The organism is Odoribacter splanchnicus DSM 20712, from assembly GCF_000190535.1.
GTDB lineage: Bacteria > Bacteroidota > Bacteroidia > Bacteroidales > Marinifilaceae > Odoribacter > Odoribacter splanchnicus.
The window spans coordinates 2667806-2687814 of record NC_015160.1; the positions used below are offsets into that span (position 1 = coordinate 2667806).

Here is a 20009-nt window from a genome sequence, read left to right on the forward strand (position 1 = left end):
CACTCCCGATGTACATTTTTTGACATCCCTATGAACAACCGCCTCCCAATACCTGATACAATTGTACCGTAGCCAGTAATTCGTCGCGGATAGCCGTATTGAGCCCGATCTGGGCATCGAAATATCCACGCTGGGCATCCAATACATCGAGATAACTGATCACTCCGTTGATGTATTGCAAAGTAGCCAGATCGAGATTAGAACGGGCCGACTGTTCGAGATGTTCGCGGGATTCACGGATTTCACGACTTTTACGGGAGTTGACCAAGGCATTGCTCACTTCGGTGAAAGCCTGGAGCACCACTTTCTGATAATTGTAGGTTTCCTGTTCCTGCACAGCTCTGGAAGCTTTTAAACGCGCTCTGTTTTTTCCCAGATTAAACACCGGTGCCAATAATTCACCACCGACAAAAAAGTAAGGTGCTTTCAGAAAATCGGTCAGATCGCTGCTCTCGAGGTCATAATGTCCGGTTAAAGTAAATTTCGGGAACATGCTGGTATAAGCCACACCGACTTTGGCATGAGCCGCTTTCAACCGATATTCGGCCTGGCGGATGTCGGGCCGTCTTTCCAGGATTCGGGAAGATAATCCCACCGGCAGAGCGGTCATCAACTGCTGCTGACCGATACTTTTCCCTCTCGCCACTTCTCCGGGATATTCTCCGGCCAGTAAAGTAATCTGATTCTCTTTGAGGCGAATCTCCCTCTCTAATCCCGGTACCAGGGTTTGGGTTCTGGCCAATTCGACCTGTGCCTGACGCAAGGGATTTTCGGAAGTCAATCCTCCCTCGAACCTGAGCTTTGCCAGACGTACTCCTTCCTGCCGGGCCGCCAGTGTCTGCCGTACGATGGCCAGTTCCTGATCTAAAGCGATCAACTCGAAATAAGCCTGCGCCACCTGGGCAACCAGAGCCGACTGCAAAGCCTGCCTGCCTTCGACGCTCTGCAAATATTCGGCCAGAGCGGCCTGACCGGCCCAACGTAGTTTTCCCCACAAATCGACTTCCCAGGATGCCAACACTTTTCCTTCAAAAGTATTCCCAGGCGTTTCATCGTATTCCCGCTCGGCAGACACGGTAGCCTCTGCCTTGGGGAAAAGGTCGGCTTTAGCGATACGACGGAGTTCCATCGATTCTTTCACTTTGGCCGCAGCGATCATCAGGTCTTTGTTTCCTTCCAATGTTTTCCGGATCAACTGCCGGAGTACCGGATCGGTATATAAATCGGTCCATCGGATATCACCGGCCGAAACCGAATCGGGCACCGTTCCTTCGATCTGTTCCGGCAAGCGGAGTTCGGGCCGGGAGTAATGCTTTCCCAGTTTACATGAACTCACTCCCAATACCAGCAATACAATAGCGAGGGTATAAATTTTCTTCATCATTTTACGCTTTTCGTTTTTACTCTAATCTTTTCTTTGAATTTATAGACCATTACAAAGAAGAAAGGTACCAATACTATTCCGATGGTAATGGCTGCAATCATACCGAAGAACACACCGGTCCCGATCGAATGGCGGCTGGCCGATCCCGGTCCGGATGCCATGACCAGAGGCAACATACCCAACACAAAGGCCAGCGAAGTCATCAGGATCGGACGGAAACGCAACATGGCCGCATTTTTGGCAGCGACAACCACATCGACCCCTTTGTCGACTTCCATCTTGGCAAACTCCACAATCAAAATCGCATTTTTAGCAGCCAGACCGATCAAAGTCACCAAACCGATCTGGAAATAGATATCGTTCTCGAGCCCAAATCCCAGAATGCCCAGATAAGCCCCCAAAGCAGCAACGGGCAACGACAGCAAGACAGCCACCGGCACCAGCCAACTTTCGTATAAAGCAGCCAGAAAGAGGAAGACGAACAGGAATACCAGAGTCAATACCAGCCCCAGCTGTCCCTCGGCTTTTTTCTCCTGATAAGACAAACCGCTCCATTCGACACCGATATTCTCGGGTAAATGAGTCCTGGCAATGTTTTCCATCTTACGCATCACCTCACCCGAACTATATCCCGGAGCTGCCACCCCCCGGACAACTGCCGTCGTGAACATATTGAAGCGCCGGATATTTCCCGGACCTGTCGTATATTCGGCATCACCCAAAGCAGTCAGAGGCACCATATCCCCTCCCGCCGTCTTTACAAAGAACATATTGATATTGTCTTTATGTGCCCGGTAAGGAGCTTCGGCCTGAATATATACCTTATAAACCCGGTTAAACATATTGAAATCGTTCACATAAACCGATCCGGTGTAGGCTTTCATCGTCGAAAAAATATCGGACATCGGGATACCCAGGAATTTGGCTTTGTCCCGGTCGACATCAAAATACAGCTGAGGAATTTCGGCCTGTAACGAAGACGACAGACCGGTGAAAGCTTTACTCTCGGCAGCATACTTCATCAGGGTATCGACCGCTTCGACCAGATTTTCGAAAGTAGCTCCATTCCGGGCTTCGACCTGCATCTCGAATCCACCGGCAGTACCTAAGCCTGGAATAACAGGCGGTTTCGACAAATAAACCCGGGCCTCGGGATATTGCTTCAACTCTTTGCGGGTATCTTCCATCACCTGATCGATCTCCATACCGTTTCCTTTACGCTTTTCCCACGATTTCAGAATCACCGTCAGTTCGGAGCGGGCCTGGTTGGTTCCTACCCGGGGACTGGAACCGGTCACATTCTGTACATAACCGACTGCAGGATGAGCTTTCAGAAATTCTACCGCCCGATCCGTCACCAGGCGTGTACGCTCGAGTGTAGCCCCTTCGGGTAATTCCAGTTCAACCTTGAAATAGCCCTGATCTTCTTCAGGCATAAAACTACCCGGAACCACCCGGTTCAATACAAAGATGAAAACAAGTACCATCCCGAAACCGGCCAGGATACGGCGGGGATTGGTGATCGCTTTACCGATTATCCCTACATATTTCCGGTTTCCGGTAGCCAGCCAACGGTTGATCATTCCGAAAATACGGTTTTTAGAGGGTGCGGAAGGACGCAGCAAGAGCGCACACATCGCCGGGCTCAGCGTCAAAGCGACCACAGTCGATATCAACACCGAAACGACAATGGTAATGGCAAACTGCCGGTAAAGCAAACCGGTAATCCCCCCCAGAAAACTAACCGGAATAAATACCGCAGCCAGCACGAGAGAGGTGGCGATCAACGCCCCGGTCAATCCCCGCATAGCTTTCTTCGTAGCCTCGTAGGGGCTCAAACCTTCTTTTTCCATATAACTCCCGACCGCTTCGACAACTACAATGGCATCGTCGACCACGATACCTATCGACAAAATCAATCCCAACAGAGTAAGTAAATTGAGCGAAAAGCCCAAAACCAACATCACCCCGAAAGTTCCGATCAACGATATCGGCACAGCAATCAGGGGCACCAGAGAAGCGCGCCAGTTCTGGAGCGAAAGAAACACCACCAACACCACCAGCAACAGCGCTTCGAACAAGGTTTTATACACTTCGTGGATAGACTCGGAAATGTAGCTGGTGATATCGAAAGGGATTTCGTAATCGAGCCCTTCGGGAAAATTCTTACTGATCTCTTTCATCGTTTCGCGCACCTGCCCGGCCACTTCGACGGCATTCGCACCGGGAAGGGTATAAATCCCGAGTACTGCGGCATTTTTACCGTTCATACCACTCTCGGTGGAATAGGAAGAAGCCTCGAGAGAGACCCGGGCAACGTCCCTCAAACGTACGATAGAACCGTCTGGATTCGCTCTGACCACAATCTCTTCGAATTCATTGACTGTAGACAAACGCCCCTGGGTAGTGATCGGAATGGTTATATCCTGCCCGGAAATAGGCTGCTTGCCCAATTCGCCGGCCGCCGACTCACGGTTCTGGTCTTTGAGGGCATCCTGCAAATCTTTTACCGTCAGTCCGAAATTAGCCATCCGGTCGGGCATCACCCAGATACACATACCATAATAACGGCTTCCGATATTGGAAACCCGTCCTACCCCGGGGATACGCCTCAGGATATCCAGAACATTGATCGTCGCAAAATTACTGAGGTAGATTTCGTCGAAACGGGGATCGTCGGAAGTCAGGGTCAGGGTCATGAGCTGATTCGAAGATTGCTTTTCGACGGAAATACCGTTCTGCACCACCTCGGCGGGCAAGCGCGACTCGGCCAGTTTCACCCGGTTCTGGATTTCTACGGCAGATAATTCGGGATTGGCCGAAATGTCGAAGGTGACATTGATCGACAAACCGCCGGAATTGGAACTGCTGGATTCCATGTAGAGCATTCCCGGCGTCCCGTTGAGTTCCTGCTCGATGGGGGTCGCCACAGCCTGCGAGACAGTCTGTGCACTAGCTCCGGGATAGGAGGCCGAAATTTTCACCATAGGAGGTGTAATCTGCGGGTATTGATCCACCGGCAACAAATAGAGGCCGATACATCCTACCACGACAATCAATATGGATAATACCGCCGAAAAGATAGGGCGGTCTATAAAGAATTCAACTTTCATCTTACTTCGTTTATTTCGTCTGTATTTTCTTCTTTTTTAGCCACCGTGCGGGGAGCCAAAAGATCACCGGGAGAAAGTTTGTGTTGTCCCTCGGTCACGACCATTTCATCAGGTCCCAATCCCCTCTCTACCACCACAAAATTACCGACTTCGGGTCCGGTTTCGATAAACCGTTTCTCGGCAGTACTATCCCTGCGCATAACATAAACATGAGCACCTCCCTTCTCGATAATAATTGCGCGGGCAGGTACCACTACGGCGTTTTCGCGCACATCGAGCAGCAATTTGACTTTGGTAAACTGTCCGGGCAGCAGTTTCCGCCCGGGATTGGCCAGTTCGGCTCTCACCCCGAAAGTACCTGTCTTGGGATCGACCTGAGGCTCGGCAAAGTCGACCAGGCCCTTCTCCGGATAAACAGAATTATCGGCCAGGGTGACCGTAATCGAGGGCTGCCAGGAACGGGTAGCGTCCTGCTCGCCTAATCTGACATTACGCTGCTGGCTGCGGAGATAATCGAGGGCGGTGAGGCTAAAATCGACCAACACGGTATCGCTGGCCACGACGGTCGCCAATAGCGACTTGGAGCCGGGGCCCACCAAGGTACCGATATCGGCATGCCGTTCGCTGATGTATCCCGAAATGGGCGAACGTACCGTCGTATATCCCAGCTCCATCTCTGCCTGTGCCAGATCGGCTTTACTCATGGCTACGTTCGCTTTAGCACTTTCGTAAGCGGCAATGGCATTATCCAGGTCCAACTGGCTGGCTGCATTCTGTTCGTATAAAGGACGCAAACGCTCTACATCGCGTCCGGTTTTCAACTCCTGGGCTTCGTCTTTTTTCAGTTGAGCCGCAGCTTTATCGGCCCGCGCTTTATATAAATCGGGATTGATAATAAACAAGGGCTGATTACGCTCTACCCGTTTCCCTTCCTCAAAAAGCATCTTTTCCAGATAGCCTTCTACCCGGGCATGTACTTCCACAAATTGCCGGGCCCTGATCCGCCCTACATAATCACCGAATATCTCTACATCATCGACCCCCACTTTCTCAACTACTACGGGAATTCCTTCACGTATCTTATCTTTTTTACAACCCACCACTCCCAACAGGAGCACACAGGCAAAACCACTCAGCCAATTATTAACCCTCATATTTATCTGTTTAATTTATTTATACTTGCTATTTCCTCGCTTATGAAAAATATATACCATTTTTCAAGTATAAAAGTTATGCATTGGCTGTCAGCATACTATATATTCAAATCTTTTCCCCGGGGAACTTGTTTTTGTGGAATTATTCCACAAACGAGCTGAATTATTCCACAACATTCGCTATTTCGTTTTCGTATAGGGATTTGTAATTTAAACGATATTTTAACCGATCCGATATGAGACGAATCTTATTTCTGTTATTTTTAAGCCTGATCTTAGGGGGCCGGTCAAAAGCCCAGCAAGACCCGGTACTCGATCTGCAACAAACGATGCCTTCAGAAGACAGTTGGTGGCAATTTTTCGGAGATTCGACACTTATCCGTCTGATCGACAAATCTGTAGCCAATAATTATAATCTGCAGAATGCAGTAAAAAATATCCAATTGGCGAAATCGCGCTGGCGGTCACAACAGGGCCATTTTTTCCCGAGTTTCAGCGCTTCGGCCCAATATACACCGGAAAAAAGCAGTCTGGGCATCGACCATGCCGATAATTACTACCACATCGGGCAGGCCGGTATAGAAATGAATTGGGAAATCGATGTGTTCGGCAATATCCGGAAAGGAGCCAAAGCCCAAAAAGAATATTACCTGGCTTCACAGGAGGATTACCGGGGTACAATGGTCTCGCTCGCCTCAGAAGTGGCGATGGCTTATATCCGTCTGCGCACTTACCAGCAACAACTGGAAGTTGCCCGTAATAACCTGGAATCCCAGGAGGAGATTCTCCGGATCAATGAAGCCAAACTGGCGGCCGGACTGACTTCCAACCTAACGGTGGCGCAATCGAAAGGCCTGTGGCTACAAACGAAGGCAACCCTTCCCGGACTGGAAGCCTCGGTCTACTCGGAAGTGAATACACTGGCTGTCCTGACCGGAGAGTATTCGGATTCTTTACGGCAAGCTTTACTGCAAGTGCACCCTCTCCCCCAAGGCAACCCGATCCTTATGCAAGGAATCCCGGCCGAACTGATCCGGCGGCGCCCGGATGTCCGCTCGGCCGAACGGACGATGGATGCACTGGCAGCTGCAGCAGGCGCAACACGGGCAGACTGGTGGCCGAAATTCTACCTAACGGGTGCTTTCGGGTATGGTAACGAATATTACAAACAATTTTTCAAGAAGGAGAACATGACGTGGCAAATCAGCCCGAGCATCAAATGGACGATTTTCAGCGGGCGCCAGATCGCCCAGGCTAACCGGCAGGCCCAAATCCAACTGGACGAAGGGATCAATACGTATAACCAAACTCTGCTCACAGCTTTGCAAGAGGTAGACGATGCCTTATCGTCATATAATAAATCACTCCAACAACTGGATGCAGACCGGCTTGCTCTGCAGGAAATTAAACTGACACTGGAATATGCAATGGACCTGTATAAGAAAGGACTGACCAATTACCAGAATGTACTGGACTCACAACGCAATGTATTGAACTACGAAAATGTGTATGTGAATTCGCAGAGTGCAACCCTGCTCTATATGATACAGGTGTATAAGGCACTGGGGGGAGGAGTGGAAAAATAAAGTTAAAGGCTAAAAGCGAATTAAAAAAATCATTGTTATGAAAAAGATGATCGTTCTGATGATTGGTTTGGGAGTGATATTGGGAGGTTGCAGGAAGAAAGAGAAACAGGAAGCCGCAAGCGGACAAGCGGCCCCGGAGATTTTAGTGAACAGACCTGCCCAACACGATGTCGTGTATACGTATCAGTATCCGGCTTATCTGGAAGCCGTGCAAACGGTGAATCTGGTGGCCCGGGTATCGGGATTCCTGGAAAAGATGAATTATATCCCGGGAGTGCCGGTAAAAGCAGGCCAGTTGTTGTTTGTCATCGAACCTCAACCCTATCAGGATCAGTTGAAAGCGGCACAGGCCGAAATGAAGAGTACAGAGGCACGTCTGGCTTACGCCAGGGCACAATACGAGAAGATGAAAGAAGCGATGCCTAGCCGGGCTATCAGTGAGATCGACTTCATCCAGGCCGAATCGGATTACCATTCGGCGATAGCGAATCTTCAGAATGCCCGGGCACAATTGAATACTGCTCAGACCAATCTGAATTATTGTTACATCAAAGCTCCTTTCGACGGACGGGTATCCCGGAACCTGGTGGACCTTCAGAACTTTGTCGGAGGAGCGGTACAACCGGTCACCCTGGCTACGATGTATAAAGATAAGTATATGTATGCTTATTTCAATATGGCTTATGCCGAGTTCGAACAAATTCCTCCGGTGACCAATCCGCTGGTATCGAAAGATTCGGCCCTGGCGCTGACGGTCATCAATGCTGCGGACACCAGCCGTTATTGGAAAGGCGAGCTCGACTATACTTCGCCGAACGTCGATCTGCAAACCGGGACGGTGACCGTACGGGCCATTCTCGAAAATCCGAAAGAAGAATTATTAAGCGGGATGTATGTTAAAATCCGGCTTCCCTATAAAGTGGTAAAAGATGCTTTACTGATACCGGAGGCTTCGATCGGCACGGGACAGGCAGGCCGCTATGTCTATCTGGTGGATGAGAACAACCGGGTGGTGCAGCAAACCGTCAAAGTCGGGGTATTGAGTAACGACGGCATGCGGGAGATCGTCAGCGGTGTCACTCCGGACGACCGTTATGTCGTGGAAGCCCTGATGAATGTGCGTCCGGGCATGACCGTGAAACCAGTGAGAGAAAAAACAAAACGTTAATCTATTCCTATGTTCAGTACATTTTTCATTAACCGCCCTATATTCGCTACGGTCCTGTCTATCCTTATCGTGATCGCAGGACTGGTATCTTTACGTGGTCTGCCGGTAGAACAATATCCGACGATCACTCCTCCGACAGTCGTTGTCCGGGCCTCCTACCCCGGAGCCAATGCCAGTACAATCGCCGACATGGTAGGTACCCCGATCGAGCAACAAGTGAACGGCGTAGAGGGTATGCTTTATATGTCGTCGACTTCGTCGAGCACAGGCAGCTACCAGCTGACCATCACTTTCGAAGTGGGAACCGACCTGGATATGGCCACCGTGCTCGTAGAAAACCGGGTGAACATGGCCCTGAGCACTTTACCGCAGGAGGTGACCCAGATCGGGGTCACTACGACCAAGGAATCGACCAACGTCGTGATGTTTCTGTCACTGACCTCGGATAGTCCGCAATACGACGCTCTTTTTCTCTCTAATTATGCGGCCCTGAATATCACCAACGAATTGGGCCGGGTAAAAGGAGTAGGTAATGTGGGCTTGTTCGGCATGGGCAAATACAGTATGCGTATCTGGCTGGATCCGGATCAGCTGACTATCCGGGGCATCACTCCGGCGGATATCGTATCGGCCATTCAGGGCCAGAATATCCAGGTTACAGCGGGCAGCGTGGGATCGGAACCCTTAGTCCGCAAAGAAGCCTACCAATACACCCTCGAAACCAAAGGATTACTGATCGATGAAGAAGAATTCGGCAATATCATCGTCAAGGCCCTTCCCGACGGCAAATACCTTCGCATCCGTGACCTGGCCACTATAGAGCTCGGACGTGAAAGCTACAGCTCCACCGCCACCCTGAAAGGCGGAGCCGTCGCAGCTATCGCCGTCTATCAGCTTCCGGGAGCCAACGCCCTGGACGTGGCACAACGGGTGAAAAAAGAGATGGACAAACTGGCCTCCTATTTCCCCGAAGGGGTGCAATACAGCGTGACCCTCGATACGACGGAATTTATCAATGCCTCGATTTCAGGAATATACGAAACCCTGATCACCGCCTTTATCCTGGTTTTACTGGTTATTCTGATCTTCCTCCAAAACTGGCGGGCGATGCTGATTCCGCTGATCACGATTCCCGTCTCGCTGGTCGGGACTTTCACCTTCATGGCGATGCTGGGATTTTCCATCAATACGCTGACTCTCTTCGGACTGGTACTGGCTATCGGGCTGGTAGTAGACGACGCCATTATCATCGTAGAAAACAGTTACCGGCTGATCGAAACCGGCCGGTATCCCACCGTAAAAGAGGCGGTGATCCAGGCCATGAAGGAAGTGTCGGGAGCTGTTGTGGGTATTGTGCTCGTACTGTTGGCCGTATTTATTCCCACGGCCTTTATCGGCGGCATCACCGGCCAGTTGTACAAACAATTCGCCCTGACGATCGCCATCTCGACGGTAATCAGCGGGTTCAACGCCCTCACCCTGAGCCCCGCACTTTGTGCCCTGTTTCTGAAACCCAAACAGCCGGCCAAATTCTTTCTCTTCAAAGCTTTCAACCGGTTTTTTGAAAAGACAAACCATGGTTATACCTGGGTGATCACTCACTTCATGCGTAAATCGCTGATGACTTTTATCGTCTTTTTGATCCTTTCGGTGCTGGCTTTCTGGGGATTTATCAAATGGCCGCGTACTTTTATCCCGGAAGAAGACCAGGGGTATTTCATCGCTTTCATGCAACTGACCGACGGTGCTTCGTCGAGCCAGACGGCTACAGCCCTGCAAAAAGCGTCGGCCGTACTGAACCAAATGGAAGGCATCGAAACCTATATCACGATCAACGGCTTTTCAATGATGAGTAATGCAAACGCTTCGAATGCCGCCACGCTGTTCGTGATGCTCAAAAACTGGGACCAACGGAAATCTCCGCAGTTAAGCGCCCAAAGCCTGGTGAACCAATTCAACGGTATGGCCTATGAAGCGATACCGGAAGCCAGAACCTTCGCCGTCTTACCGCCGGCCATCCCGGGATTGGGCGAAAGCAGCGGGTTTGAAGTCATGCTGGAGGATATCAACAGCTACGGCCCGCAAGAACTGCAACGCATGACAGACGAACTGATGCTCGCCGGCAACGAGACCCCGGGTCTCTCTACCGTCCAGTCGATGTTCAGCGCCAGTGTACCCCAGTATTACCTGAATATCGACCGGAACAAAGTAGAGCTGATGCAGATTCCGCTAAGCGAGGTGTTCAATACGATCGGCACATACCTCGGTTCCACCTATGTCAACAATTTTGTGAAATTCGGCCGCACTTACCAGGTGAAGGTCGAAGGTGCCCCCGACAGCCGGGCTCTGGTAACCGACCTACGCCTATTGAATGTCCGCAACTCCAAGGGCGACATGATTCCCCTTTCGGCCTTTACTACTATCGAGACGCGGATCGGCGCAGAGAGCCTGACGAAATACAACACTTACGTATCCGCCCTGATCTCGGGTGCCGCAGCAGACGGTTATAGCTCGGGAGAGGCGCTGAATATTATGGCCAAACTGATCCGGGAGAAAGTGGGACGCTCCTTCGGTTATGAATGGACTTCTATGGCATATCAGGAAGAAAATGCGAGTTCGTCCACCTCCATCATCTTTATACTGGCCATCGTGGTGGCTTTCCTGATCCTGGCAGCCCAATACGAGAGCTGGACGGATCCTTTTGCAGTGATCATGGGTTTGCCTATCGCCCTGCTGGGAGTAGTGATCGGAGTGATGGTCATGAATCTTCCGATCAGCGTTTACACCCAAATCGGAGTAGTGCTTCTGATTGCCCTGGCGGCGAAAAATGCCATCCTGATCGTAGAATTCGCCCGGGATTACCGGGCTGCAGGCAAGTCGACCGAAGAATCGGCGATCGAAGGCGGACGCGTACGTCTCCGCCCGATCCTGATGACCTCTTTTGCTTTCATCCTCGGCACTTTCCCGCTGGTGATTTCGACCGGAGCCGGAGCTTCGAGCCGGATCTCGCTCGGTATCGCCGTTTTTGCCGGTATGTTGATGACCTCCCTCGTAGGCACCTTGTTTATTCCCAATTTCTACCTGATGATGGAGAGCTTGCACGAACGGTTTACCCGCAAAAAGAAAAAAGACAAAGACACGGAAGAGAACCTTCCCGCCGTATACGAGGAACAACTCCCGATGAAGCGGGAGTGAGACAGGGAGAGGGATTAGCGTCGCTTCGTTCCTGATCAGGGGCGTCATTCAGGCTCCGGACCGGCAAAACCTCTCCGGTTTCTGGCCAGCGAACCTCTGGTTCTGACTGTAAAGCCGACCGGAAAGACTGTGCCGCCGGTCAGCCAGGCATTCATCAGCAAGCGGGAATTGCACCGATCAGCATCGAAGAGATGCCGACCGATAAAGCGCTAATCGGTAACCTCCGGTTACACTGGTCAAGACCGAAGATGTGCCACCAACTGCCTGTCGGAGAAACCGGTATAAGCCTTCAGCACCATAAGACCGATCTTTGCACAAAGACTGAAAATGTTCTTGCGTCCAAGACGTTGCTCCGACAGACCTGATTCTTTGGCTATACGCTCAAACGGGAACACTGAATGAAGCCTGCCAAGCTCACTCTCATGAAAACTCTTGCGATATTTTTCCAGAATATCAAATTCTGTAAAGCCTAATGTAGGCTGAATCTCGGAAATATTTCGTATTTTTGCCATATCTTAGTTGGGGTATTTCCCCCGTTTTGGCCGTCAAACCTTGTTTTCGGGGGAATACCTAAAGATACAAAAAAGCCAACTAATTCGCAATAGTTTGTGTATGAATTAGTTGGCTGATTTTATAATATTTAATGAATGTCCCTATATAAGTGCGCCCCGGTTCGATTATATCCGACCTGTCCGTGGGATTAAAACGGATTTTAACCTCATTTTTGTCCTATATTCAATTTTTAACAAATTTCACCTAAATCCTTATTCGATTTAATGCCATGCGATAACATTTTGTACTCTAATTGTTCTACCCTCAAATTTTATTCATAACAATGTCACAATACTGAATATTTTTTATTTATCAATAAATAAATCAAAATAAAAAATTTATTGACATTCATATTTTCCGGCTAATATTGCGGCTGGACTCCGGTGTTTAGAACACATATTTGAAATGTAATGGTTTACTATTTTACAAAAATGGTTGACAAATAAATATCAGTCTGCCATGTGACACTTTATGTCATTATATAATTTAATGAGGTGCATTACAGACATATCGATCAGCGGCTCATACATGAACGCATTTACATGGATATTTTCCGGAGTCATCAGGCTTACTTTATCGAAAATTGATAATATTTCAGGATTCGGAGCATCCGATTGTTTGTATTTGTCGATCAACTCCCGTGTCTGATTCGACAAAATTTCATCTGTGTCAATGTCATTTATCAGCTTCAATATCAACTGTTCCGCCCGTAATCGGATAGCGATGGATAAAACTAATTTGTTTTCCAATAATATTTCGTCAATCAAAGGATTTTCATTAACGATTACATCAGCTTCTTGCAGTATCAGGTCTGTAATTAGGGATATTCAGTAAATAGTATAAAATTAGCCAACTAATTCATACACAAAATGTTGCGAATTAGTTGGCTTTTTTGTATCTTTAGGTATTCCCCCGCAAATAAGGTTTGGAATCCAAAACGGGGGAAATTCCCCAACAAAGATATGGCTAAGATACAAAATATTTCGGAAATTCACCCTACTTTGGGCTTTACAGAATTTGATATTATAGAAAAATATCGCAAGAGTTTTCATGAGAGTGAGCTTGGCAGGCTTCATTCGGTGTTTCCGTTTGAGCGTATGGCAAAGACCATGGGCCTGTCGGAACAGCGACTGGGACGCAGGAACATCTTCAGTCCTTCGGCGAAGATCGCCCTTATGGTCCTGAAGGCGTACACCGGATTCTCTGACAGGCAGCTGGTGGAACATCTTAACGGGAACATACACTACCAGATGTTCTGCGGGATTATGATAAATCCGTCCTTTCCCATAACCAACTACAAGATAGTCAGTGCCATCCGCAATGAGATAGCGTCCCGTCTTGATGTTGATTCCCTCCAGGAAGTGCTGGCTTCACACTGGAAACCCTATCTTGACAGCCTTCACGTCTGTATGACCGATGCCACATGCTATGAGAGCCATATGCGTTTTCCTACGGATATGAAACTCCTTTGGGAAAGTCTGGAATGGCTCTACAGGCAAATCTGCCTTCATTGCAGAGATTTGGGTATAAGGCGTCCGCGCAACAAGTATGCGGATGTGGCGAAGTCCTATCTGTCCTACTGCAAGAAGAGAAAGAGGAAGGCTTCAAGGACAAGGATGCTCAAGCGTCGTATGATCAGACTCCTTGAAAAGCTCCTCATACAGAGGGATGAAATCCATAGAGAACATGGAACCTCACTCCGATATACCCAGGATTACCAGAAGCGTCTTTCCATCATCAGAAAGGTTCTTGTACAGGAAAAGGAGTTGTTTGAAGGCAGGAAGGTCAGGGACCGCATCGTCAGCATTGACCGTCATTATGTACGTCCCATTGTAAGAGGCAAGGAAACAAAGTCCGTCGAGTTCGGTGCGAAGGTCAACAACATACAGATAGACGGCATATCGTTCATCGAACACCTCTCGTTCAAGGCTTTCAACGAAGGTATACGCCTGAAGGACTGTATCCGCATGCAGCAGAAGCTCATGAATGTGAGGGTAAGATGCGTGGCTGCCGATTCCATATATGCCAATAATGCCAACAGAAAGTTCTGTACAAAATATGGAATATCCACATCCTTTGTACGCAAGGGAAGGGCGGCCAGGGATGAATCCTTGAGAAAGGTTCTCAGAAGTGAACTGTCAAAAGAAAGGGCCACCCGACTTGAAGGCAGCTTCGGCACACAGAAGCAGCATTACTCACTCTCAAGGATAAAGGCACGGAACAGGAAGACGGAAATCCTATGGATTTTCTTTGGAATACATACGGCAAATGCCATACTGATGATAGATAAAATCAGGAACCGGGCGGATAAAGCGGCATGACATAAATTTACCGACAGAACCAGAAGGGGTCATCAGACCTCTTCCGAAGCGTCGTGTCTAACAAGATAGGATTATGTGAAAAAACACAGAAAAAGGGCAATAATAATGGCATATAAAGTGATTATACTCTATCAACTTTATATGCCATCTTACTTTTTAGGGACATTTACTGAATATCCCTAATTAAAGTCGCACCAAAATCAATAATGAGATTCTGGCAATTATGAATATAGGTTTTATATAGCCGACAGATTGTATCTGAGGAAATAGTTCCCGATCCTGCCTTAATATGCAAACAATTTGTCAAGCACTTGTATTCATCCGATTGTTCACCTTTAGAATATTCAATGATATTTCTTACAAAAGGCAATAACCCAATGAATACTCTTTTCTTATTCGCTCGTTTTGAAAAGTGCTGAAAAACATCTTTCCTATATTGTCCTATTTTGCATTTTATATCTCCGCTTGTATCGTGTATAGCCATAAATACGGATTTTTTCAGACCGAGTCGGGATGCGACCGTTCTATAAAAATCGAAATTGTGGGTCAGCAGGATTATTTTGAATCTATTATCCTTACATACATCGGCAAGATACTCTATAATGGCATACTTATTTTTATAATCAAAAGAGTCTGCAATGTCGTCGAGAATCAGCAAACTATCTTCTGCATAATGTTTACGAGCTTCTATTTCAAATAATATTTGCAATGTGTAAAACGCCCGGCATTCTCCTCTACTCAAAATTTTCAACAGAGTTTCTTTGGGTTGCTCGATCGGCTCTTCAGCCCGTTCATCTTTGTATTTGAATATGAGATTTGCCGTATCTTGCTTGAGTATAACATCCGCTTTATTTTTAATCTCTACGGTAAAAGGAACACTAAATCTTTTGTTGTATATATCTATAATCGTCTCCCATGTACGGCTCTCTTGTTGAGCTTTGGCAATTAAATCGTTTAATATTTCTGTTTTGGTTTTATAGAAATTGATTAAGGCAATAGCATCATCGCACAATCTGTGAATAAATCCATACCATACCTGTTTCTTGAACTCATTATAATCCATCAATAGCGGGATGATCGTGTTATCTTTTTCCAATACAGCCTTAAAGGCCCTCAATTCACTGTTATTACCGATCGCCTTATCTATTTTTTCGAATGTAGATTTTAGTTTATCGTCGCTGATAACTTTTGTAATCTCTGCATTGATGATTTCCTGTAATTGTCCTGCGGATGTTATTTCCACTCCGGAACTTAATTTTATTCTATGTTTGGCAGCAAAGAAAGCTTCATCAGCTACCGATTCCCGCAGAACCGTCGCCTGATATGTACCAAACGATACGCCCTCACGATTCGTTTTGAAGAATCTGGAACGACTTAATAACTTTTGATAATCCGTGAAATATTGTTGAATCAAATCTTTGTGTTTGTCTAAGAACTTCTTGACATTACCTTTTTTATCGAAGACATCGTTATATCTGAAATCATAAAAGTACCGGGCTTTACGAATATCCTCCTCAATAGAGAGAAGGCATGAAAACAGAGTATCTGTTTCTCCTGTTCGAAAAGTCGAGACAACCTCGCTTTCGCAATCGGTACTCTTCGATATACTTTTAAGTTTTGCTAAAAAATCATTTTTTACTTTGTCAAGTTCTTGGTAAATACTATCATATCGTTCTTTCAGTTCTTTACTTGCCAAAAATGTCGTTATTCTATTATCTGTAGCAATGTCGGATTCAGCATTCGCAACGAAAATTGACTTTGGATCAATAGATTTCCCATCGCATTTAACAGTGCAATTGGTTTTTCTTTGCGGATATATTCGGTCACATGGAACCGATTTCTTATCATCTTTTGAAATACACTCAAATGTACGGGCAAATGAACTTTTCATCATTCCATTGGGTGCATAAATCAATACGCAGGTATCATCGGCGAAATCGAATTTATGTTCGAACTTTGATATTCCGAAGCAATTTTCCATATCAATTTCCAATGTTTTCATAAGTCTTGTTGTATCGATTCTAATATTATATTTTTATCCACCTTTTCGTCCAATCCGCGAGGAATACGGGAATATTGAGAATCGCACCATCCCTTTTCAGGTTGTTCATGGAGTAACGCAGTGCCAGTTCCGGCGAGAAGCGGTCGATGTAAATACCGAGGCTCTTCCCACCCAAACGAGTGCCGGACTTAACCTCGACCGGAAACAGAGAGGTGTTGTCCTGCAACAGGAAGTCCACCTCGGCGGTAGCTTCCGACATCCAATATCGCGGCATTACGCCGAAATGGGCTGCGAGGGACTGCAATACCATATTTTCAGCCATTGCCCCTTTGAACTCCGTATAAAGCGAATTCTCCGACCAGAGAACCTCGGCCGGAAGCTGAGCCATAACACGCAACAATCCCCCATCGCACAGGTAGATCTTGAACGCCGAAAGGTCGTCGTATGCGCTCAACGGTAAACCGGGCTTGGAAGAGCAGTAAATACGATAGATCATCCCGGCATGCTCCAACCACAACAGCCCGTCTTCATATTCCCGTGCCCGCGCCCCGGTTTTGACCAACTTGTAGACGAATTTTCGGTTTTCTTTCGCCAACTGCGACGGTATGGAATTCCAAATGGCGGCAATACGCGGAATGTCTTTACCCGGAGCGTGTTTGGCAAAATCCAGCGCATATGCCGTCAGAATCGCTTTTTGAATCTCCTCGATCTCCTGTACGCCGCGTTTGTCGAGCATAGCAGCAACTGCCGCCGGCATCCCTCCGCAAACCTGATAGCGACGGTATGCCTCTGCGACACATCCCATGACGATCTCCGGCAACGGCGCGATCTCCGTCAGGTTCTCCAGATATTCGTACATCCGAGGCGTATCGGCACGCAGAAACTCCCGGAATGTAACCGGATACATTTTCAGGAATTCCACTTTACCTACAGGAAACGAATCTCCCTGCGAAAGAGATACGCCCAAGAGCGATCCTGCCGCAAGAATATGATATTCGGGAGCCTCCTCGCAGAAATACTTTAAACTATTGAGTGCCTTGTTGCTCTGCTGGATCTCATCGAAGATGATCAACGTCCGCCCCGGCTCGATGGGATATTCCGTATAAAGGCGGAGAATATCGATCAGTCTTTCGGGATTTTTCGTATTCTCGAACTCCCGACACAGTTCTTCCGATGCATCGAAATTAAAATAGGCAACGTGGTCGAAATATTCTTCTCCGAACTTCCGCATGATCCATGTTTTACCTATCTGACGTGCGCCTTGGATGATAAGCGGCTTGCGCTCCGGCCGCTGTTCCCATTCGAGCAATGCAGCCGTTATATCCCTTTTTATCTCCATATATCCGTTTTTTTGTCCATCAATCACATTTTACCAATATAGTTGGTGCAAATATACACATTTATCAAATATAAACATGTGTAATATTCTGCCAAAGGTAAAAGTAGAAGTAAGCGGTAGACTAATGAGTGAACCTGTAAGTGGGATTGCATTCGATTCAATGATAGACCAGGTATATCCGAAAGCCCCTTTTACCGAACAGAAGTTCATGGTACGTGCCGTACTTCCCGAACACACTTTTCTTGAAAAGATATTCCTGCTTCATGAGGCGTTCGCTAAGTCAAAGAATTTAATCGGAGTTGAGCGTATGTCGCGACACATGTACGACATCGGGCAGATGTTGAAAACTTCAATCGCCGGGCGTGCCATCAATGATGCAGAGCTTTACCGTCAAGTAGTGGAACATCGCCGCACATTCATAGGTTTGCGTGGTTTCGACTATGACACACTTTATCCTGCGACGCTCAATATAATTCCACCTGCTTCTGTTATTGAACAAGGGTAAGCCGATTATGAGAATATGCAGCTGCACATGATTTATGGTAAGTCTATACCATTTGATGACTTGGTGAATTACCTCAAACGATTGAACGAGGAAATAAGAAAATATAACTCGCACTAAGATGTTTTTTCGAAAAATACGAATAATTTATGTATAGATTTTGGTACTAATGCAGGTTTATTTCGCTACTAATTTGTCTTCGGTGATCGGAATTGACGAGCCGGTCGCTTCTGTCGGTCAGTGAAGGAAAACCTTACCGGACCGTTCCAGGCGCCCCGGTCTGACGGTATAAAACCCGGAATCGGAATAGAAAGAAAAAATATACCTATGTTTGTAAGTGTAAACATATATATAAATATCATTCTTTATTCTCGTGAAAGTTTCCCAGCCAAAGTGTTTCCGACGCCTTCGTGGCACGTGCATTTACGGCGAAAGCGTATATATGAAAAGAAGTATTCTTCCATTCTTCCGAAAGTGTAAAGCATACTTCCGCCGTTTCTTTTCTTTGGTGTAAAGGCAGCAGGTTTGTCCGCAGCACTTCCGGATTCCAGAGAAAAACATAAAGCCGGTCGTCATCGTACATCAGAGGTTTCAGCGGTTGCCGTTTTTGTTTGAAGATCAAAATTCCGCCCGAATCTGCCCATTGGGCAGTGACTTCCGGAGCCTGTAGCTCGCCGGCCGAAACTTTCAGTTTACTATAATCGACGGAGACGTTCAACCCTTCGTCACAAGTCATACAAGGTAGATTCCGGCTCATAAAACCGTTTACCCTTCCTCTGGCTTCCCTACCGGGAAAACCCAATTCAAGCACTTTTTTCATTCTCATAGCCAGGAGACCCAAGACTTTCCATTTAGCCCGGTGTATCAATTGCAACGGAGTACGGGCATCCCGTGCCCATCTTTTTCCTTTTACCACATTAGAATCTCCAAGCCGGTACATCGTAACATTTCCGAAGGACCCGCTCAGCCTGCTGAATAAACCCGATTCAAAAACTGCCATAATTTCATTGTATTTACCGGTTCAATCTGAAATAGCAATCCGGCGAAAAAGTTTCTCCGGATGCAGAGCAAAACAGACAATATAAATGCAATTCCTTCCCGCTTGCCGGCCATTCACCTTCTGCCCGTCCATCTTTTCTGAGCGCGCAGATATTTTCCAACACAATTAACCGATAAGGTTCGTCCGGGCAGATAGCGGCAACTATCAAACGGTCGTCCGGCGCTGCCGTCGCCATGGGGATCCCCGCCTGCCAGGCCAACTCCCAATGCCCCGCTTCGTTCTGTACACAGGTAAACCCATCGGGCAATTGTAAACAAGCACCTCCAAAACTCAATTTGGCATAGTCGACCCGGTCACCCTCTCCGAAAGCATTGATATTCCGGCTCAAAAAAAGATGGTATCCCGATCGTTTTCCCAACCGGACAGCAGCCTCGTCGGCAGCACGCTGAAATAAAGTCCCCTTGACCGACCGGAACAGCGTTTGCACACACACCTGCCGCCACCGCTGTAAACATTGGGCCGGCGAACGGGGATTACTGACTTTAGCAGGAGCGCGGCGTACGTATCTTTTATCTCCCACAGCATAAAAGATATGGTCGCCTATGCGTCCGGAAATATGCCCGAGCCCTGAAGAAATTACTCTTGCCATGATGTTTATATTTAGTTTCGAGGTTTGTAATATAATAAAAAAAG

Annotated in this window: 13 protein-coding genes and 1 pseudogene; 5 read left to right on the plus strand and 9 right to left on the minus strand. The window is 47.5% G+C overall.

From position 1 onward, the window contains the following. Positions 1 to 28 precede the first annotated feature (28 nt). From ODOSP_RS11220 to ODOSP_RS11230, 3 genes are read right to left on the minus strand one after another with little or no spacing between them, the layout of a single operon-like run. Entirely contained in the window at positions 29 to 1381 is a 1353-nt protein-coding gene (locus ODOSP_RS11220; RefSeq protein WP_041557337.1) for an efflux transporter outer membrane subunit, read from the minus strand. Then, a complete protein-coding gene (locus ODOSP_RS11225; protein WP_013612423.1) occupies positions 1381 to 4497 on the minus strand; it encodes an efflux RND transporter permease subunit in 3117 nt (1038 codons plus the stop codon). The genes ODOSP_RS11220 and ODOSP_RS11225 overlap by 1 nt, the downstream gene beginning before the upstream one ends. Beyond that, positions 4494 to 5651, minus strand: coding sequence for an efflux RND transporter periplasmic adaptor subunit (locus ODOSP_RS11230; protein WP_013612424.1), 1158 nt, complete (start codon positions 5649 to 5651; stop codon positions 4494 to 4496). The genes ODOSP_RS11225 and ODOSP_RS11230 overlap by 4 nt, the downstream gene beginning before the upstream one ends. A gap of 236 nt (positions 5652 to 5887) precedes the next feature. Between ODOSP_RS11230 and ODOSP_RS11235 the strand changes: the two genes are divergently transcribed. From ODOSP_RS11235 to ODOSP_RS11245, 3 genes are read left to right on the plus strand one after another with little or no spacing between them, the layout of a single operon-like run. Beyond that, entirely contained in the window at positions 5888 to 7237 is a 1350-nt protein-coding gene (locus ODOSP_RS11235; protein ID WP_013612425.1) for an efflux transporter outer membrane subunit, read from the plus strand. A 37-nt stretch (positions 7238 to 7274) separates the two neighbouring features. Then, a complete protein-coding gene (locus ODOSP_RS11240; protein WP_013612426.1) occupies positions 7275 to 8405 on the plus strand; it encodes an efflux RND transporter periplasmic adaptor subunit in 1131 nt (376 codons plus the stop codon). 9 nt (positions 8406 to 8414) lie between these two features. Continuing rightward, entirely contained in the window at positions 8415 to 11600 is a 3186-nt protein-coding gene (locus ODOSP_RS11245) for an efflux RND transporter permease subunit (RefSeq protein ID WP_013612427.1), read from the plus strand. A 245-nt stretch (positions 11601 to 11845) separates the two neighbouring features. On the opposite strand, the pseudogene ODOSP_RS11250 reads toward ODOSP_RS11245, so the two are convergent. Then, positions 11846 to 12202, minus strand: a pseudogene (locus ODOSP_RS11250) (DDE transposase); the annotation flags it as partial. A 399-nt stretch (positions 12203 to 12601) separates the two neighbouring features. Next, on the minus strand, positions 12602 to 12919 hold the full coding sequence (locus ODOSP_RS11255) for a hypothetical protein (protein WP_041556730.1): 318 nt from the start codon (positions 12917 to 12919) through the stop codon (positions 12602 to 12604). 195 nt (positions 12920 to 13114) lie between these two features. On the opposite strand from ODOSP_RS11255, the gene ODOSP_RS11260 reads away from it, so the two are divergent. Then, positions 13115 to 14473 carry a transposase gene (locus ODOSP_RS11260; RefSeq protein WP_080705330.1) on the plus strand — a complete coding sequence of 453 codons (1359 nt, stop codon included), beginning with the start codon at positions 13115 to 13117 and terminating at the stop codon, positions 14471 to 14473. Positions 14474 to 14639: 166 nt separating this feature from the next. On the opposite strand, the gene ODOSP_RS11265 is transcribed toward ODOSP_RS11260, so the two are convergent. Beyond that, positions 14640 to 16475, minus strand: a complete 1836-nt coding sequence (locus tag ODOSP_RS11265) for a hypothetical protein (RefSeq protein WP_049782896.1) — start codon at positions 16473 to 16475, stop codon at positions 14640 to 14642. A gap of 25 nt (positions 16476 to 16500) precedes the next feature. Beyond that, on the minus strand, positions 16501 to 17814 hold the full coding sequence (locus tag ODOSP_RS11270) for an ATP-binding protein (protein WP_013612429.1): 1314 nt from the start codon (positions 17812 to 17814) through the stop codon (positions 16501 to 16503). A 76-nt stretch (positions 17815 to 17890) separates the two neighbouring features. On the opposite strand from ODOSP_RS11270, the gene ODOSP_RS11275 reads away from it, so the two are divergent. After that, complete coding sequence (locus tag ODOSP_RS11275; RefSeq protein WP_228026158.1) at positions 17891 to 18319, plus strand: nucleotidyl transferase AbiEii/AbiGii toxin family protein; 429 nt, start codon at positions 17891 to 17893, stop codon at positions 18317 to 18319. A gap of 355 nt (positions 18320 to 18674) precedes the next feature. Here the strand turns inward: ODOSP_RS11275 and ODOSP_RS11280 are convergent, their stop codons facing one another. After that, positions 18675 to 19316, minus strand: coding sequence for a hypothetical protein (locus ODOSP_RS11280; protein ID WP_013612430.1), 642 nt, complete (start codon positions 19314 to 19316; stop codon positions 18675 to 18677). A 13-nt stretch (positions 19317 to 19329) separates the two neighbouring features. Then, on the minus strand, positions 19330 to 19965 hold the full coding sequence (locus ODOSP_RS11285; protein WP_013612431.1) for a hypothetical protein: 636 nt from the start codon (positions 19963 to 19965) through the stop codon (positions 19330 to 19332). Between the last annotated feature and the right edge of the window lie 44 nt (positions 19966 to 20009).

Coding starts and splice junctions, on each gene's coding strand:
- ODOSP_RS11220 (WP_041557337.1), bottom strand. CDS start 1,381: ATGAAGAAAATTTATACCCTCGCTATTGTATTGCTGGTATTGGGAGTG.
- ODOSP_RS11225 (WP_013612423.1), bottom strand. CDS start 4,497: ATGAAAGTTGAATTCTTTATAGACCGCCCTATCTTTTCGGCGGTATTA.
- ODOSP_RS11230 (WP_013612424.1), bottom strand. CDS start 5,651: ATGAGGGTTAATAATTGGCTGAGTGGTTTTGCCTGTGTGCTCCTGTTG.
- ODOSP_RS11235 (WP_013612425.1), top strand. CDS start 5,888: ATGAGACGAATCTTATTTCTGTTATTTTTAAGCCTGATCTTAGGGGGC.
- ODOSP_RS11240 (WP_013612426.1), top strand. CDS start 7,275: ATGAAAAAGATGATCGTTCTGATGATTGGTTTGGGAGTGATATTGGGA.
- ODOSP_RS11245 (WP_013612427.1), top strand. CDS start 8,415: ATGTTCAGTACATTTTTCATTAACCGCCCTATATTCGCTACGGTCCTG.
- ODOSP_RS11260 (WP_080705330.1), top strand. CDS start 13,115: ATGGCTAAGATACAAAATATTTCGGAAATTCACCCTACTTTGGGCTTT.
- ODOSP_RS11265 (WP_049782896.1), bottom strand. CDS start 16,475: ATGAAAACATTGGAAATTGATATGGAAAATTGCTTCGGAATATCAAAG.
- ODOSP_RS11270 (WP_013612429.1), bottom strand. CDS start 17,814: ATGGAGATAAAAAGGGATATAACGGCTGCATTGCTCGAATGGGAACAG.
- ODOSP_RS11275 (WP_228026158.1), top strand. CDS start 17,891: ATGTGTAATATTCTGCCAAAGGTAAAAGTAGAAGTAAGCGGTAGACTA.
- ODOSP_RS11280 (WP_013612430.1), bottom strand. CDS start 19,316: ATGGCAGTTTTTGAATCGGGTTTATTCAGCAGGCTGAGCGGGTCCTTC.
- ODOSP_RS11285 (WP_013612431.1), bottom strand. CDS start 19,965: ATGGCAAGAGTAATTTCTTCAGGGCTCGGGCATATTTCCGGACGCATA.